The sequence below is a fragment of the Photorhabdus viridis genome, from assembly GCF_040256935.1.
Classification (GTDB): domain Bacteria; phylum Pseudomonadota; class Gammaproteobacteria; order Enterobacterales; family Enterobacteriaceae; genus Photorhabdus; species Photorhabdus viridis.
In genome coordinates, this window is record NZ_JBEJZY010000013.1 from 95,299 (window position 1) to 111,133 (window position 15,835).

16 protein-coding genes and 1 tRNA gene are annotated in these 15,835 nt (G+C 42.3%); 4 read left to right on the forward strand and 13 right to left on the reverse strand.

Annotated features, from left to right (window positions below):
* The first annotated feature begins 63 nt into the window (after positions 1 to 63).
* Complete coding sequence (locus ABR397_RS07410) at positions 64 to 702, forward strand: HAD family hydrolase (RefSeq protein ID WP_350305163.1); 639 nt, start codon at positions 64 to 66, stop codon at positions 700 to 702.
* Positions 703 to 807: 105 nt separating this feature from the next.
* Here ABR397_RS07410 and hutC read toward each other — a convergent pair whose 3' ends face one another.
* From hutC to hutI, 3 genes are all read right to left on the reverse strand, one after another.
* Entirely contained in the window at positions 808 to 1,539 is a 732-nt protein-coding gene (gene hutC, locus ABR397_RS07415; RefSeq protein WP_350305164.1) for a histidine utilization repressor, read from the reverse strand.
* A 106-nt stretch (positions 1,540 to 1,645) separates the two neighbouring features.
* Positions 1,646 to 2,602, reverse strand: coding sequence for a formimidoylglutamase (hutG, locus tag ABR397_RS07420; protein WP_350305165.1), 957 nt, complete (start codon positions 2,600 to 2,602; stop codon positions 1,646 to 1,648).
* A complete protein-coding gene (gene hutI / locus ABR397_RS07425; RefSeq protein WP_350305166.1) occupies positions 2,599 to 3,858 on the reverse strand; it encodes an imidazolonepropionase in 1,260 nt (419 codons plus the stop codon). The genes hutG and hutI overlap by 4 nt, the downstream gene beginning before the upstream one ends.
* Before the next feature lie 236 nt (positions 3,859 to 4,094).
* On the opposite strand from hutI, the gene smrB reads away from it, so the two are divergent.
* Positions 4,095 to 4,637, forward strand: coding sequence for an endonuclease SmrB (gene smrB / locus ABR397_RS07430; protein ID WP_350305167.1), 543 nt, complete (start codon positions 4,095 to 4,097; stop codon positions 4,635 to 4,637).
* Between the two features lie 4 nt (positions 4,638 to 4,641).
* Here smrB and sixA read toward each other — a convergent pair whose 3' ends face one another.
* The 3 genes from sixA to fadI all read right to left on the reverse strand — a co-directional run bounded on the left by sixA (position 4,642) and on the right by fadI (position 8,896).
* Complete coding sequence (gene sixA / locus ABR397_RS07435; RefSeq protein ID WP_350305168.1) at positions 4,642 to 5,124, reverse strand: phosphohistidine phosphatase SixA; 483 nt, start codon at positions 5,122 to 5,124, stop codon at positions 4,642 to 4,644.
* A gap of 278 nt (positions 5,125 to 5,402) precedes the next feature.
* The gene (fadJ, locus tag ABR397_RS07440) at positions 5,403 to 7,586 is read right to left on the reverse strand and encodes a fatty acid oxidation complex subunit alpha FadJ (protein ID WP_350305169.1); all 2,184 of its coding nucleotides are present in this window, start codon (positions 7,584 to 7,586) and stop codon (positions 5,403 to 5,405) included.
* Positions 7,586 to 8,896 (reverse strand): acetyl-CoA C-acyltransferase FadI, encoded by a 1,311-nt coding sequence (fadI, locus tag ABR397_RS07445; protein WP_350305170.1) that lies wholly within the window; start codon positions 8,894 to 8,896, stop codon positions 7,586 to 7,588. The genes fadJ and fadI overlap by 1 nt, the downstream gene beginning before the upstream one ends.
* 670 nt (positions 8,897 to 9,566) lie before the next feature.
* Between fadI and fadL the strand changes: the two genes are divergently transcribed.
* A complete protein-coding gene (gene fadL, locus ABR397_RS07450; RefSeq protein ID WP_350305171.1) occupies positions 9,567 to 10,877 on the forward strand; it encodes a long-chain fatty acid transporter FadL in 1,311 nt (436 codons plus the stop codon).
* A 75-nt stretch (positions 10,878 to 10,952) separates the two neighbouring features.
* Here the strand turns inward: fadL and mlaA are convergent, their stop codons facing one another.
* Complete coding sequence (mlaA, locus tag ABR397_RS07455; RefSeq protein ID WP_350305172.1) at positions 10,953 to 11,705, reverse strand: phospholipid-binding lipoprotein MlaA; 753 nt, start codon at positions 11,703 to 11,705, stop codon at positions 10,953 to 10,955.
* 189 nt (positions 11,706 to 11,894) lie between these two features.
* Between mlaA and ABR397_RS07460 the strand changes: the two genes are divergently transcribed.
* A tRNA-Arg gene (locus ABR397_RS07460) sits at positions 11,895 to 11,969 on the forward strand.
* Positions 11,970 to 12,209: 240 nt separating this feature from the next.
* Here the strand turns inward: ABR397_RS07460 and ABR397_RS07465 are convergent.
* The 6 genes from ABR397_RS07465 to ABR397_RS07490 form a co-directional block, all read right to left on the reverse strand.
* Positions 12,210 to 12,494, reverse strand: coding sequence for a phage baseplate protein (locus ABR397_RS07465; RefSeq protein ID WP_350305173.1), 285 nt, complete (start codon positions 12,492 to 12,494; stop codon positions 12,210 to 12,212).
* Positions 12,495 to 12,548: 54 nt separating this feature from the next.
* Positions 12,549 to 13,322 carry a phage antirepressor KilAC domain-containing protein gene (locus ABR397_RS07470; protein WP_350305174.1) on the reverse strand — a complete coding sequence of 258 codons (774 nt, stop codon included), beginning with the start codon at positions 13,320 to 13,322 and terminating at the stop codon, positions 12,549 to 12,551.
* A gap of 572 nt (positions 13,323 to 13,894) precedes the next feature.
* Entirely contained in the window at positions 13,895 to 14,092 is a 198-nt protein-coding gene (locus ABR397_RS07475) for a type II toxin-antitoxin system HicA family toxin (RefSeq protein ID WP_350305175.1), read from the reverse strand.
* 1 nt (position 14,093) lies between these two features.
* Positions 14,094 to 14,354 (reverse strand): DUF1902 domain-containing protein, encoded by a 261-nt coding sequence (locus ABR397_RS07480; RefSeq protein ID WP_350305176.1) that lies wholly within the window; start codon positions 14,352 to 14,354, stop codon positions 14,094 to 14,096.
* 159 nt (positions 14,355 to 14,513) lie between these two features.
* The gene (locus ABR397_RS07485) at positions 14,514 to 15,320 is read right to left on the reverse strand and encodes an OB-fold protein (protein WP_350305177.1); all 807 of its coding nucleotides are present in this window, start codon (positions 15,318 to 15,320) and stop codon (positions 14,514 to 14,516) included.
* Positions 15,321 to 15,447: 127 nt separating this feature from the next.
* The gene (locus ABR397_RS07490) at positions 15,448 to 15,717 is read right to left on the reverse strand and encodes a DUF6694 family lipoprotein (protein ID WP_350305178.1); all 270 of its coding nucleotides are present in this window, start codon (positions 15,715 to 15,717) and stop codon (positions 15,448 to 15,450) included.
* Positions 15,718 to 15,835 lie beyond the last annotated feature (118 nt).

Sequence of the window (15,835 nt, forward strand, 5' to 3'; positions counted from 1 at the left end):
TATATTTACCATTCTGAACAAACCTAACCTGTTTCTATAACGAAAAATTTATTTAGGTTTATTATGAAAATATTACATGTTTTTGATATGGACGGCACTCTTCTAAGAGGAACCACTGCAAGTCTGGAAATTGCCCGTACGATGAATTGCCTGACAGAACTTCACCTACTGGAAAAGCAATTTTCTGAAGGCGAGATAGATACCAAAAGGTTTGCTGCTGAATTACAACTCTTATGGTCAAACTTGCAGGAAGATGATGTTGCGGACGTTTTTCATGCTTCGCCGTGGATTGAGGGAATAAAAGAAGTTTTTGACGATATCAGAACCAAAGATGAAATATCGATGGTCATTACCCTATCACCCAATTTTTTTGCCCAGCATCTGAGAAAATTTGGGGTTGATACTGTGGTTGCATCAAATTTCCCTGCTTTGCCTTTCCGCGAGCCAGTTGATCCACAGCAGATACTAACGCCTGAAAGTAAATTACAGATAGTTAAAAAATATACGCAGGAATATGGGTTGAATTTGGAGATGTGTATCGCCTATGGTGATGCTGGCTCTGACATCCCCTTGTTTAATGCTCTTACCAATACAGTTGCTATTAATGGGACGGATAAAATACGTGAAATCGCATTAATGCATTATGAAGGTAACGATCTGTGGGAACCTTATCAGCTCATTCGGAAAAAAATCAGTTGTTAGTAAGGAAATAATCCGAAGCTTCGATAAATCATATAAATACGTCGATAAGTTTTAATTATCTATCAAGGATAAATTGCCACAATAGTTTTCTTGTAAAAACAGTGACTATGAGCTGAAACGCCCTTTCAATTTATACCGATTACCGGGAAATAGCAGCCTGGCACTGGAAACTGTGTAATAAGTCGACCAAGTTCGGCGGCTGATTAATAAACAAGGGGCACCCGATTCAATTTGCAGTAACTTGCAGGATCGGGGATCTCCGGCGATGGCTTCCACGATGTGTTCACCTTCCGTTAACGGTGCAATGATTGACAAATAATCGTGTGGCGTAAGTTTTGTGAAGTCTTGTTGCAAATAATCAGGAACCGCTCGAGCATTGACGTAACGATCTTCTATCTGAACAGGAATATCGTTTTCATAGTGGACAATAATCGACTGGTAAATCGGTGTACCCGCGATAATATCCAATTCAACAGCCTGTTTTACGTCAGCATTCAGCTCCGATAACTTGACTATTTTACAGCGATGCTGATGAGAACGGGCTGATATCTCATCAGCAATGCTGTGAATTTCAAACAGTGCGGATTGTCCTTTCGGTTCAGCAACAAACGATCCCACCCCTTGTAGCCGTACTAATAGCCCTTCAGCGGTCAATTCACGTAACGCACGGTTGGCAGTCATACGACTACAGTTAAACTGTTTAACTAACTCAGCTTCTGATGGAACACGATCATTTGATTTCCATTCACCGGTATAGATTTTTTCGATGATGGACTGTTTCACTCTGGCATACAAAGGGGCAGGTTTGGCAAATGGTCCTGATAAGTGTGTCGTCACAATAAATTCCTTGCTGATATCAAAATGTTAAGTAATTAATTACGTTCACTTTATCAGGCTATTTCCGCCAAATAAAACCGCACAATAGTATTGTTATTTTAGATAATCAATACCACCAATGAGCTAATTGCCAGGCAAGACGTGCTGCTGCCTTTCCCCCGATTCCTTGAATATCAAATGTTGGATTGAGTTCTACCAAATCAGCCGCCTGTAATTTACCACTCTGGCAGATTGGCCTAATCAATTGCAGAAGACGCTCCAATGGTAGCCCCAGAGCTGCCGGCGCAGAGACTGCCGGCATCTGATAAGCAGGCAATACATCGAGATCGACTGTCATGTAGATCAAATCAACTTGTTGGAGTGTATCTTGTATCTGCCGCTGCACTTTGTCCAGCATGGTTTCGCTACATTGATTATCCCAGATAACCGTAACGTTTAAGCGGTTTGCTTCATCTACCAATGCCTGGGTATTAGACGCCAAACTTGCACCAATACAAGTATAATGAAACTGTCGTTGGTGTTGCTGACAATATTCAGCAAGCTGACGAAAGGGTGTGCCGGAAGTCGGCTGCGGTGATCGCCGTAAGTCGAGATGAGCATCGAAGTTAATAATACCTATACGTTGATGTGGGAAAGCATCATAAATTCCAACACCATGGGCAAAAGCGGTTTCATGCCCACCACCCAACACCAGAGTACGCACATTCTGATGCTGGCATTGGGTAATTGCATCAGCCAAGGCTTGTTGAGCCTCACTCAATTGATTGGGGTTAGCGCGAATACTTCCCAAGTCCACCAATCTGTCATGCCCTTTATGGCTGGCCATATTGGCCAATGCCTTACGCAGATAATCAGGGCCTTGATTAGCGCCTGGCCTACCCTGATTGAGTTTTACCCCTTCATCACATTCAAACCCCAGCAGAGCAATAGAGTGAGGAAATTCTTCCGGCGTAAAATACGGGGACAATTTAACTGTTTGAAAAAGCCGTAGTGCATTATCCGCTTCTGCCAAATCATTTCGTCCTTGCCAAATAGTCAGTGGAGTGGCATGCCATAAATTCATTTGCTGTTCCTTGATCTGCTGTATGCTGGAAGTGTAATAGTTCCACGAAATACCCGGGTATTCAGTGGGTTATGGCCCAACTCATAGAAAATATCAACGGGATTTTCTGCATCCCAAACAATAAAATCGGCGTAAGCGCCTGCACGCAGCTGTCCGTGACTCTTTTCCCGACCTAATGCACGAGCTGCATGTCGAGTTACACCTAACCACGCCTCTTCCGGTGTCAATCCAAATTGGACGCATGCCATGTTCATCGCCATACGCAGAGAAGCAAATGGGCTGGTTCCAGGATTAAAATCTGTAGATATTGCTATCGGTACATTAAATCGCCGTAATAAATCGACAGGTGGACATTGTGTTTCCTGCAAAAAGTAGAAAGCACCAGGAAGCAGAACAGCGACTGTACCACTGCGGCTGAGCGCCTCCACACCTGCCTGATCCAAATATTCAATGTGATCAACGGAAAGACCATGATAACGAGCAACCAGTTCACTCCCGCCTAAATTGGACAACTGCTCCACATGTCCTTTTATTGGAATACTCCAACGTTCGGCCTCCTGAAAAAGCCGCTCGGTTTGCGCTAAATTAAACCCCACACTTTCACAAAAAACATCTACGGCTTCGAACAGCTTTTTCTGCCAAAGCTGCGGCAGGATAACTTCACAAATCAGATTCATATAGGCATCAGGATTGTGCTTATATTCAGGCGGGCAAGTATGAGCGGCAAGCAATGTCGGGCTAATTTCTATCGGATTATGCTGCGCCAGGTTTTGTGCGACCTGCAACAGCTTTTCTTCGTTTTCCAGATTTAATCCATAACCCGATTTAATCTCAATAGTCGTTACGCCTTCGGCCATAAATGCAGCAAGACGCTGCTGTGCAGAATGTTCAAGTTGCTCAAAAGAGCTGGCTCGAGTCGCAGAAACTGTCGCATTGATCCCCCCCCCCTGAGCACTGAGTTCAGCATAAGACATACCGTTTAAACGCTGTTCCCATTCATAAGCCCGGTTACCACCAAAAACTAAGTGGGTGTGGCAATCAATTAAACCTGGGGTAATCAGACGTTGTTGGACATCAATTACCTGACAGCGGCTTGTCTGTGATGTTGCTGTGGGCGAAATCGCTAAAATCTTATCATTACGCACCAGAAGATCATGCTCTTTTAATAATCCGTAAGCTGCATTGATAGAAGAGTCCATTGTTGCCAATCTTGCATTACGCCAGATGACATCAGTATCACGCAGTTCTATTGCCATGATTAGTATCCTGTATTCGTCAGTACCTGATCAGTCAGGCTCTTAGTTGTATATACATTTATTTTCCAACTAACAATAATTGTCAAATTATTTTGCTGACTACCCGGATACACTTTCTTGTCAGCATTTTTAGGCCACAAACAAAGTAAAATCAGGTTTCATTTAATATAATCAGGTTCAATAGTTAAAAAGATGCAGTACACTTATCACAAAATAGTTTGATTAACTGAGCAATGATGAAGAATAAATATTCCCTAAACGAGGAAGAAATTAGCTTGTTTAAAGAATCAGTAGCAGGAACCAAATGCATAAACCAGGATACCGTCTTACATCCTCCCAGAAGAAAAAAGACCAGCCATATTGCCCCTGAGCGAATACAACAAGAACAAATTGATGCAAGCTATTATTTTTCTGATGAATTTCAACCCAACCTTGATACAGAAGGCCCTACCCGTTACGTAAGGGAAGGTGCAAACCATTATGAACTGAAAAAACTACGCCGGGGTGACTATTCACCAGAACTATTCCTTGATTTACACGGATTAACTCAAATGCAAGCCAAGCAGGAAATTGGAGCGTTGATCGCGGCTTGCCGCCGTGAACATGTCTACTGCGCCTGCGTCATGCACGGCCACGGGAAACACATTCTCAAACAGCAAACCCCGCTATGGCTGGCCCAGCACCCAGATATCATCGCCTTCCACCAAGCACCTAAAGAATGGGGTGGCAACGCCGCATTATTGATACTTATCGAACTTGATGATCTCATATATCGCTGAATTATCATGCCTTTGCTGCCAATTGTGATGGACTGACCTGCCAGATAAGAGTTCCTTTGCCAGTTTGGTTGTCTAAATCCACACATGTGATTGCAGAAGTTGCAAACATCGGTGGTGTTTCTGCCGGACATAATTCAGCAACCAAATAGCCGACTAACGGTAAGTGGGAGACAACCAAAACAGCGTTATATCCTTGTTCAGCAAGAACCTGTAGATAACTGCTAACCGTAGCAGCATCACCTGATGGTGTTAATCCTGGCAACACTTCTTCACCATCCGGCAATGATAAGGATTTGCGAACAACCTGTAACGTCTGCTCAGCGCGAATATAAGGACTCACCAATACGAGGCCAATCTGAGGCTCCTGCTGTGCCAACCAACGAGCCATTTCTTGTGATTCATTACAACCACGAGGAGTGAGTTGCCTGGCTGCGTCGCTGATTGCATCCAAAGCTGCGTCGCCATGACGCATAATAAAAACTTGCATAATCCACCGTATGAATGAGTTAGCGCAGTTAACTTACTGATAATAAATATCAGTAAACTAACCTGAGTTATACAATAAAAATTATTATGACAAAAACATTTCAGGTATGGTCAGCAGGCATTCTACTCAAAACAAAAACAAATAAAATGATTGAGCAACAACCCAATAGGTATTGCTTGAAATTAAAAGAGATCTTTTTTTATGCAAAAATACTAAAGATGATTCCGGTGCCTCAGCAACACCGGAATCAATTTTTTCATAAATATAATAATAGGTTACTACGGATAGAAATTTTTATTCTGTTCAGCCATTTTCACTAAGCGATCACAAGGGACAAATCTATCTCCATGCTGACTTTCCAGCCTGCGTAAAATCTCCACCACTCTGGCACAACCCAGACTATCGATATAGCGGAATGGACCACCAAAAAATGGTGGAAAACCAATGCCAAATACCGCACCAATATCACCATCACGCGGGCTTCTGATAATCCCTTCATCCAGGCAACGAACGGCTTCATTAAGCATCAGCATCACACAACGTTGGGCAATTTCTGAAGAGATCATACTCGACTCAGGTGTAATATTCAGCAAAGTATAAACTGAGCTATCAACCTTTTTGCTTCGCTTACCAAACTGCCAGAATTTTCTGGCTTCTGATGTATACAAATAGAAGCCACGGCCATTTTTCCTGCCCTTACGACCATCTTTCAGTACCGCATCAAGAGATTCAGGTGCGGCAAAACGCGGCCCTAGCTGCTCTACCAGAATCGGCATAATTTTGGTGCCAACATCAATGCCGACTTCATCTAATAAATTGATCGGCCCGACCGGAAAACCAAAATTAACTAGTGCTTTATCTATATGATCAATCGGTTCTCCTTCTACCAGGCAATTCGCTGCCTCACTGATATAAGGCACAAGGATCCGGTTCACATAAAACCCAGCTTTATCTCCGACCACTATAGCGGTTTTACCCTGTTTCTTTGCCAGAGCAACCGCGGTAGCAATCGTTTTTTCACTGGTTCCTTTATGTGGAATCACTTCCACCAAAGGCATTTTATCCACTGGACTAAAATAATGCAGACCAATAACCTGCTCTGGCCGTCGAGCTTTTTCTGCAATCTGATGGATAGGCAGTGAAGAGGTATTGGATGCAAATACGGTTTCTGGTTTAGTATTTGCTTCAATTTCCGCCACCATTTGCTGTTTCAGTGACAAATCCTCAAATACCGCCTCAACAACAATATCTGTCTGTTCGAAACCGCGATAATCCGTCGTTCCCGAAATCAGCATCATTTGTTGAGCACGTTCTGCGGGGCGTAATCGTTTTTGCTTCACTCGTTTAGACAATAAATCCCATGTGTACTTTAGTACCTGGCTAATACCCTTTTCATTAATATCTTTGATACGCACCGGTAGTTTGCCACGGGTGGTTGTTACATTCGCAATTCCCCCACCCATCAAACCACCACCTAATACACCAACTCGTTCGATTCTCGCGGGTTTCTCTGATGAACCCGTTTCATTTTTCAGTGAAGTTGCAGCAAAAAACAGATTACGTAAAGCGGCAGATTCCCGTGTCATTGCCAATTCACCGAATGCCGTTGCCTCGGCCCGTAAACCTTGGGTCATACCTTTCTCAAGACCTTCTTTGACAACAGCAATAATTCGCTCAGGAGCTGGATAATGCCCACGAGTTTTCGCCAACGTCTTTTTGCGAACGATATTAAACAAAAAATATCTTCCCACCGGCCCAACTAACAATCTCTGTTGCCATGGCAAAGGTTTACGCACCGGAATGCCTTTTTTAACTTTTTCAACAGCGACTTCCAGCAAAATATCCAACGGCGCCGCGTCATCCACTACACCGAGCCGCAATGCCTGTTTCGCCCGTAATTGCTTGCCTGTCAGAATTATATCCAACGCTGAACTGACACCAATTAATCTTGGCAACCGCTGAGTACCACCTGAGCCCGGTAATAACCCAAGTTGAACTTCAGGTAATCCAAGACGGGTTTTATCATCCAGTGAACAAATACGCCAATGACATGCAAGCGCCAGTTCCAGACCGCCCCCTAAACAAGCACCATGAATCGCCGCTACAACAGGCAAAGGATAATTGGCTATTTGAGAAAACAATTTCTGGCCCTTTTCAGCCAGATCTTGTGCCTCTTCTTTAGTTTTACACCCGGCGATCATGGAGATATCAGCACCGGCAATAAAGGTATCCGGCTTACCGGAAATCAAAATTAATCCTTTAAGGCCGGAAGATTGTTGAGCCTGTTTGAAAACATGCAGAAATTGATCAACAAATTCTGCTTTCAGCGTATTTACCTTTTCTCCCGGAACATCAATAGTGATAACGCCGATCTTGTCCGGTCTTATATCAAAACTGAAAACGGAAGCTGTCTGTTTTGCATCCGCAGTGATGGTTGCAGCGTCATGCTGAGACTGAGTCATTATTCCACCTCTAATACCATAGCTGTACCCAACCCACCAGCAGCACAAGCAGTCGTTAACCCCCATCCGCCGCCACGACGACGCAACTCATTTAATACCTGCGTCACCATACGAGCCCCTGTTGCTGCAAATGGGTGCCCATAAGCAATTGACCCACCCAAAACATTAAATTTATCCATATCGACTTCACCAATTGCCTGAGCACGCCCTAATTTATTACGGGCAAATTCATCACTGGCAAACATTTTCAAGTTTGCCAGTGTCTGAGCAGCAAAGGCTTCATGCATATCAATTAAAGTCAGATCTTTCAGCGTAATACCTGCCCGATCGAGCGCTATTGGCGTCGCGTATGACGGCCCCAGTAGCATATCCTGCCAAACATCAATTGCTGAGAATGCATAACTACGCAGATAACCAAGCGGTTTCATTCCCAGCTCTTTTGCTACAGATTCACGCATCAATATGACTGCCGCAGCGCCATCTGTCAGCGGTGTACTGTTTGCGGCAGTGACAGTGCCGTACTTGCGATCAAATGCCGGACGCAGCTTCTCATAGGAAGTTAATACGGAATTTGTACGAATATTATTATCTTCAAGCAATGCTTCACGGTATGGAGGAAAATGAGCAGTCATGACTTCATCAACCAGAAACCCCTGTTCCCAGGCTTTTGCCGCCAGAACATGGGATCGGTGTGCCAATGCATCCTGATCTTCCCGGCTGATACGGTAAGTTTTCGCCATTTGTTCTGCGGTATCTCCCATACGCAGACCTGTAGAATATTCCGCTACCGCCGGAGATACAGGCAATAAATCACGAAATTTAAGGCGGCTAAGTAACTTAAGACGCTGTGATAAGGTTTTCGCCTTATTCATATCCACAAGAGTACGGGCCAAGGATTTAGTCACACCAATGGGCAGTACAGAAGAGGAATCTGCTCCACCAGCAATCCCGATATTCACCGTACCGGCCATAATGCTTTCAGCCACATTAACAATCGCCTGAAAGCTGGTCGCACATGCACGGGATACACTGTAAGCATCAGTATTAACACTCAACCCTGCACCAAGAACGATTTCACGGGCAATATTTGGCGCTTCAGGCATTTGCACTACTTGTCCAAATACCAGTTGATCAATCTTTTCAGGGGGTAAACCACTCCTGGCCACCAATTCGCTGACGACTGATTTACCCAAATCCACAGCCGGTATGCCGTGATACGATGTTGCCTGTTTAGCAAATGGAATACGTAGCCCGCTGACAATAGCGATACGATCACCTTGCTGTGTCACTTTTGTTAAAGGACGACTCATAACGGCTCCTGAAAGATTATCGTTAACTCAATCAAATTACTGAAAAAATCTTTTAATCGACCTGGACAGGTCTGACCTGATAGATCATTGTTAGCGTAATGTTTATAAATAGCAAACCTGAATAAACTAAAAATGAGAGGAAGCTCAACTTTAATTTATTTAATAGCTAAATAATTTCAATGCTTCTTAGAGCATGTTCGCAAGCGATAAAAAGAAATAACAATAAAGGCGGGACTCAGTAAAAACACTCTGCTATTTACCCAAAACACGCAGCGGCAAGCGGCGGTTTTTTCTGTGCCATACCAGTTCATTACATCAACCATATTTTCATTCCCAAAGTATTAATAATCTATCTTAATATTTTACCTCTCTTACCACAGGAGAATCAGCGCCTACTCTACTATGAGTATATTTATCTCGTCGAAATCTGATCTCAAAAAGTCGTTTTTAAACGTTTTTATTAACACTCAAAATCATTTTTTTGTTAACTGAGTCGCGTTTTTGATATCAATTTGGTCATATTTTAAAAACATTCTTGCAACACCAACTGTTATCAGACCTATACTTCACGACTGGTCTGATTTGTCATCAAGACAAACCGACTCTACAATCCTGCGCTCCTTGCTAAGATAAGTGGCATAGTTAAATAATAAACAAGAGGGTTTTGGTCATGAGCCAGAAAAACCTGTTCACCCGTTCAGCATTAGCGGTTGCAGTGGCTATAATTTCATCCAATGCTGGCGCTGCCGGTTTCCAGTTAAATGAATTTTCTACTTCGGCTTTGGGCCGGGCTTTTTCCGGGGAAGGCGTTGTTGCTGATAACGCGACTGTAGGCAGCCGTAACCCAGCAGCAATGACTCTGTTTGATCGTCCCTCATTTTCTATTGGAGCCGTCTATATCAACCCAGATGTTGATATTACAGGTAAATCACCAATGACGGGTAAAAGTACCAACGCTAAAAACATTGCGCCTACCGCATGGATACCTAATCTGCATTTTATTATGCCGATTGATGATCAATGGTTTGTTGGTACTTCGGTCACCACTAACTTCGGTCTGGCTACTGATTTTAGCAATAACTATGAAGCAGGCCCTATCGGCGGTAAAACTGATCTGACAACGTTGAACTTCAACCTGAGCGGTGCGTATCGACTGAACGATAACTTCAGCTTTGGTTTGGGACTGAACGCCGTTTATGCTGATGCGAAAATCGTCCGCCATGCGGGTATTCTGTCACATAAACTGAACGGCCTAATAAAACCAACTGATGAAGTTGCTAATCTGTCAGGCAAAGATTGGGGCTATGGTTGGAACGCAGGCATCATGTACGAAGTGGATGAAAATAACCGCTACAGCCTGACTTACCGTTCTAAAGTTAAAGTCAAATTTAAAGACGGTGACTATAAAAATGACATACCTGTTGCTATAGGGAACAGAATAGGTTTACCTGCCACCGGCGGCCAAACCATTGGCGGTAAATTAGACCTGAATTTACCAGATATCTGGGAAGTTTCCGGTTACAACCGCGTAGCACCTAAATGGGCTATCCACTATAGCTTGGCATATACAGGCTGGAGTGAGTTTAGTGAACTGAAAGGCACCAGAAATAAAGACGGTTCAGTCCTGTTCAGTAAACATGAAGGTTTTAAAGATGCCTACCGGATTGCTTTAGGTACAACTTATTATCACGATGACAATTGGACATTCCGCACTGGTATCGCCTTTGATGACAGCCCGATTCCTGCTGAAAACCGTTCTATCTCTATTCCTGATCAGGACCGTTTCTGGTTGAGTGCTGGTGCAACTTACGCGTTTAACAAAGACATGTCTGTTGATGTAGGCGTTTCTTATATGCATGGTCAGAAAGTCACTGTTAAAGAGAAATTGTCTGAAAAACCTGATCCAACCAATAAGCCATATGAATTTGATGCGAAAGGTTCTGCCTGGTTATATGGTGTAAACTTCAACTACGCATTCTGATAATATGTAGTGCCTAAAAAAGGATAGTCTTGCTGCTATCCTTTTTTATTTATAGAGTTAAACCAGAAGCAACTATCAATCAATACTGTCCAACTCATCCTGTAATACTTCAGCATTTGGATTTTTCGTGGCTTCCAGTTTACCGTCACTTACCATAAAATCATGGCTCTGGAAATAAGCCTCGCGCATCATCAGGTATGGATCTGATGAATTCTTCAACAAACCATCAGAATCCAGTAAACGAGCACGAGTTTCAATGCCTTCAAATACCCATTTACCAGCTGACATCCAGATATTCAGATAACTTAGCATTGGATAAGTCATATCAGCCCAATTTCCCCCTTCATCACGTAGAGTGAAACTGCCATAGCCCGGCAATACGACATAAGGACCATATCCCACATCATAATAGCCCAGAGTACTACCAAAGCGTTTCGACTCTTCTTTTGCCAGCTTAGGGTTTGCCATAGTTGCAACATCAATCAACCCGGCCATCCCAAAAATGGTATTCAGGAAAAAACGATTAAAATGCTTCATTCCCTGATACGGGTTACCACGTAAGAAACTGTTTACCATGCTAGCCGGCTCTTCGAGATTACTTAGAAAATTACCCAAACCATTTCGGGCAGGCATTGGTACATAATCGTGCCATACAACCGCAACCGGACGTAGAATATAAGGATCAAGAACATCATAATTAAAGTTGAACATTGTACGGTTAAAACCCTCCAAAGGGTCTGAACGCCCCTGCTCAACAGTATTAGATGAACTGGCACACCCCACCAACAATGCGGCGGTAAGAGCGACTCCACCCAAACGATACATCATACATTTCTCCAAGTAATAACCTCTTAGATCCGGCAAATCAATTTGTACATTACCCACCGATGATCATCAACAGTATAAATATTACTGACAATTCAACTTGAATGGTACTCAATTTGAGTGGTTGCTAAATAGGCAAACAGTTCATAACACCTTATCTTAGGAAAGAAAAACAGTTATAATGCGGATATTGTCCCCTTAGTTAAATGGATATAACAAGCCCCTCCTAAGGGCTAATTGCAGGTTCGATCCCTGCAGGGGACGCCACCCTTAACTAAACCCACCTAAATATGTTTTAGGTGTAGACCCAAAAAAGATAACCAGCCTGTGCGGAGAAGATAATTTCATTTTCAGTTAATATGAGCCAAATGAAATGCGAGTAGCTACAGTTAAGTGTATAGCTGTTAGTTATACATTTGCTATAATGACTGTCTACCCATCTGCTTCTTTTTAGGCGATTTTTTCACATTCAGCCCTTTTGCTGTCTGAGTTTCAACAATGAATATCTCACGCAATGTCAGAGAAAACTCGGCAGAACCATCGCACGTCTGGGAAACCATCTTTTGAATATTGCGGCGGTTCATAGCCAACCATTACCCCCGTAATTGTGATTTCTTTCGGCTCAAGAACGGCGTGATCTGCTATTGCCACTCCCGACTCAATCGGGTTTTCAGTAATGCGTAAACTCGACTCGTGATTCTCAATAGTCACACAGTCAAACTGAAACTCACCAATAGAGCGGGTTATTACTGAGGCTGTCGTTGTAGTGTTAAAACCACTGAGTAAGTCCATACAGTACCTGCAACAAAAAAAGCCGCAACTAAGCGGTGTTAGATATTCGATTCGTTAAACTATTGCGTTATTCAGAATCTTAGATACTTTGGCTATACCCTTGGCAGTAACTAAAACCTGTTCACACACTCTTTCTGTACCATCGTCTTTAGTAACAATAGTTACTTTATGTTCAAGTAAACCCTGTTGGATTTTATCTTGATACCCAAGCCAACTTCTTCCACCGGCACGCTTGTAAATCCAATGTTTCTCAGACAGAGTTTTGAACAACAACTTAGGCTGAATCTGCAAATGTTTAGCTGCATTAGTGATGCACATACTACCGTCAGCTTTAGCGATACGGTCATACGCTTCAACATCAGGACGCATTTCCTCAACCTGGCTCTCAAGGGTGAGCACTTTCTCTGTGTAAGTCAGCAACAACCCTCGCATAGCAGCAGGATCATTCAATACCTGCATTGGGTCAACTACTACGGGTGCCAACTTACCAGTACGATAATCAAAAAATGTCTGATTGACCTGTAATTGGAACGATGGACTAATCCAGCCAGCGTAAGAAATAGCTAACAATTCATGAGCGAAAGTGCCTGTATTCACACCGCCTTTTTGAACTTTGAGCACTTCTTGACCTAAGGCGGAATTCTGCCTTAGTTCCTCAACAAGCTCCTGAGCCTGTTTTGTTTCGAGCCAAGTCTTGGGTCGTTTAGTATCTTTACCACCACTCGCCTTATGCAACGCATTCAGGTTAAAGCGCCCTTCCGTATCTGTGGTGATTTCTACTCCAGCAATGACAAGAAGGTTATTATTTGCTACATTCATATCAAACATATTTATTTTCCCCTTAAAAAGGTTCCATAAAAAGCCAGTAGCGAAAATACTGGCTTTTTTCTTTTGTTGATTAGATGAAATTTAGAAAAAATCCATGCGCAAAAGCCCCATGCAAGAAAATTACATGGGGTTAATTACATAAAATTAGATTGTGAGATAAATAATGGCCGAACTTTACCGCAACCATTTAGCACATAGAAACATGGCTGCCTGGTTGGACAATGACATACCACATCGTTCGGTTTAAGAATTAAATTTTTGATTCAACTAATGATTGCCATATGCAATCGTATATATAGTTGATTATATGAAGCTAACGTACACCTTTCGGCATACCTGAATTTTATTTTTTAAGAACGTAGTTTTTCACTCTGTACGATAACAGTATCGCGTGATCCTGATTTTCAGGAAGATGCTCCTACACTGACAAGAGCAGAAAGTTTTTAAAGAGCCACGCACTTTTCAGCGCATCTTACGGACAAGCAATCTAACACGCCCAAATATAATGATCCACCCATTGCTGCCTACAAAAGCCCCGTAAAGGGCTTCCCATACAGGCAACGAGTAAATCATTAGATCTTTTCTTTAATGCCAGCCTGTTTCAGAATTGCATTAGCGGTATGCTTGGAGACTATTGTATATGGCACACTAAATGCTTTATTGGTTATGTCGCTACGCCATATTTCATGGCTACCTTTTCCTTGTCTAACAAAATAGCATCCACGCGCCAATAAGATTTCTTTCAGTTGTGGATACAAACCAGATCCCATATCAGAGCGCCATCCTTGAATCGTAAGATTGTTCCTGAACGAAACTAATTTTCATTCCATCAGGGTTACTACCAAGTTCATTCATCTCGTATAGTTCGGGAGCTATCTCCCACACTCGCTCTGTCAATTCATCGTATGACTTAGCTTCCGTAACAAGGCCAAGCTCATCACATTCACCAATCCATACGTCATCATGTGTGACTTTTACAACAAAACTAGTTTGTCGATCACCGAAATGTGCTTTGTAAACTGTATTGCTCATGATGCCTCCTTAATGCTCGCTAACTGGTTAATAATAACCCACACAATAATGTAAGAAAAGGTGATTATTTGAGCCGTCCCTAGCTGAATCTATCGAAGAGATGAAAGATAAGCAAAATCAGTTAGATAACAAAAAGTAAGCCCCTCACGGGGCTGTTTTTTAATTACTTATACTTAATTTTTCCTTTAACTCTTTCATGATCGGAGTTTCTTCTTTACTTTTCAATACTTTTTGCATCAGCGGCCCTACAGAATTAACACATTTCTTATCTATCTTGCTGCAATTAGCAAAGTCGTTAGTTTTTTCCCCTGCAACTTTTGCAAACATGATGATAGTTTTTATATCATTTGGTACGCTTTTATCACCATCAATAGCCTTATTAACATACTGCTTTTGCTGGTTGATAAAATCGCTTTTCGCTACATCAACAGGAGTACAGTCACTTACCGTAGGTGATCCTATTATCACGCCATCACCTTTACAGAAAAAAGCAACTTTTTGGTTTTTATTCAAATCAATGGCAGCATCCCTGTATTGTTTTTTAAATCTAACATGAACTCTGTTAAACATATCGTTCGTTTTTAAAGTAACAACAGGGATGTCACCAATACTAGAATCAATAGATGACACCATACCAGTAATGACGAGGTTCTTATCTTTGTAGGTTTTATCACCTCTTGCCTCGTTAGCGGAATAGTCATTTTGTAATTCGCTAGCTGTCACGAAGATAATGTCAGGCTTAAACATAGAGTCTCCACCTTCAAAGGCTACATTCGCATCATCTTCGATAGCAACATTAATAAACTCAGCTTCTTTTTGTGACAAAGAAATTGATTTGTTTGATTTTGACTCACCGGAGGAAACAGAAACTTTTTCCGTTGGTTTTTCATCATCATTGTCGGCAATGATCCCAATGACAATTAAAACTACAAATATTATTCCTATCCATTTCAATACTTTTTTCATTTAAGTGCCTATATGTATTTAGTTAACTAATGTTTAAACCTATATATTTAAGCACCTAACATTAAATTTTGTTACTGATTTTTTAACCAGTAAGCCCTTACACTTCACGATGGGTTTTTGTTGGTAATTACTTCTTCTCGCCTAGTGCAATGATCTGCTTGGCAGTCTTGCCTTTTAACTTCTCTTTCAGTAAATTTTGCATCTTCTGCTCATCATCACCTGACACAAAAGCCGCCTGCATCCCTATTTTCATAATAGCCCTATCAAGCCTTTTGGAATCTTCAGGAGACAAATTTTCTTTCATCTTCTTGACGGATTCTTGCGTCGCCACCTTACTTGAAAAATCAATTGTCGGCTCACCGCCACACGCAGACAAAAAGGAGACTGTAGTAGGCATCTTTCCCGCCAAAGGAAAATGCACTATGGCCTATACACAACTGACCGAAACAGAAAGATACCCGATTTCCAGTTTAAGAGAAGCGGGTTTTTCACAGCTTTTTATTGCGGAGTCACTT